The sequence below is a fragment of the Castellaniella denitrificans genome, assembly GCF_042653765.1.
Taxonomy (GTDB): domain Bacteria; phylum Pseudomonadota; class Gammaproteobacteria; order Burkholderiales; family Burkholderiaceae_B; genus Castellaniella; species Castellaniella denitrificans.
In genome coordinates this window covers 291,163-292,777 of sequence record NZ_JBHSEZ010000028.1, presented here as the reverse complement: position 1 = coordinate 292,777, position 1,615 = coordinate 291,163, and the positions used below count along the sequence as shown (strand labels likewise).

The 1,615-nt window shown below is 68.1% G+C and carries 1 protein-coding gene and 1 pseudogene; both read left to right on the top strand.

Annotated features, from left to right (window positions below):
* A pseudogene (locus tag ACFO27_RS13475) lies at positions 1–221 on the top strand (DUF4440 domain-containing protein); the annotation flags it as partial.
* A 242-nt stretch (positions 222–463) separates the two neighbouring features.
* Positions 464–1,615: methyl-accepting chemotaxis protein (locus tag ACFO27_RS13470; RefSeq protein ID WP_417281884.1), on the top strand; the 1,152-nt coding region annotated here is incomplete at its 3' end.

The window sequence follows — 1,615 nt, the reverse complement described above, 5'->3', positions numbered from 1 at the left end:
ACGCGGGCGCGTCCGCGCCGGGCGCCGGCGCCGCGCGTCCCGCCCAGCCGGCGCGCCTGCCCTCGGCGCCGGAGAAGGTCGTCAGCCCGGCGCCGCAGCGACCCCGCCAGAGCCCGCGGGCCGACGCGCCCGCGCCCCGCGCCGCCGTCCAGCCCGCCCTGCGCGCGCCGGGCAGGCCCGCCCCGGCCTCCGCCGACACCGGTGAATGGACCGAGTTCTGAGGCAAGGATCGATCCGGCGGCCTTGCCGCCGGATCGCTGGCCCTCCCCCCACGGCCCCCAGCGGGCCGTTTTCGTATGCTGCCACTCCTTTTCCCGGCTGAACTGTGGCCGCACCGGGCGCCTGTTATCCGATTTGAAATCGGGTCGTCTTCGTACAATCGGACACAAACGACTGTGTGATCCGAACCGGATGGCTGCCGGCATGGATCGAGGAGACATTCCAGCCATGACGCGAGTACACCATGCGTAATCTGAAGATCGGCACCCGACTGGCCCTGGGCTTCGGGCTCATCATCATCCTGCTGCTCATCATGTCCGGGATTGGCGCCTGGCGCATGATCGACAGCCAGCGCGCCAACGACAATCTCGAGGAACGGCAGGCCGCGAACGCCCTGATCCTGCAATGGGCCCGCCAGGTGGAAGTCAACGCCAACCAGGCGCTGGCCGCCGCCAACCTCACCAATCCGGACGTACTGGCGGTCTTCAAGAAAGGCATGGACGCCTCGGACAAGCAGGCGGCCGACATCCGCGCGAAGATCGAAGCGATGATCACCAGCCCCGAGGCCAAGGCGCTGTACGCAAGCACGATGAAGGTCCGCGACACTTATGTCCAGGGCCGCACCCAGGCCTTCAAGGACCTGGACAACGGCGACTATGCCAAGGCCGATACCTTCTTCAACCAGGAAATGCCCAAGATCACGGCCCGATACATCGCCGAGATCGACAAGCTGTCCCAGTTCCAGGGCGATTTCGTCGCCCGCCTGTTCAATGAAAGCGAACAGTCCACCAAACTGGGCCTGAGCATCCTGGCGGTGGCCACCCTGCTGGCCCTGATCCTGGGACCGCTGTTCGCCTGGCTGGTGACCCGGTCCATCACGCAGCCGCTGCGCCGCGCCGTGGACCTGGCCGGGACGGTCGCCCGGAGGGACCTCAGCCGCGACATCCAGCCCCAGGGCAAGGACGAGGTCACCCTCCTGGAACAGGCCTTGCGCAACATGGGCCACGACCTGCGCAACGCGGTCAGTGAAATCCGCACAGGCTCGGACGCGATCGCCTCGGCCTCGGCGCAGATCAGCGCCGGCAACCTGGACCTGTCCTCGCGCACGGAAGAACAGGCCAGCTCCCTGGCCGAGACCGCCGCCACGATGGAGGAAATCACCGCCACCGTGCGCCAGAACGCCGACAACGCCCAGCAGGCCAACACCCTGGCCGCCTCGGCCGCCAAGACCGCCACCGACGGCGGCGCCATCGTCGCCGAGCTCGTCTCCACCATGGGCGAGATCAACGCCAAGTCCCAGCAGGTCGCCGACATCATCGGCGTCATCGACTCCATCGCCTTCCAGACCAACATCCTCGCCCTGAACGCCGCGGTCGAGGCCGCCCGCGCCGGCGAG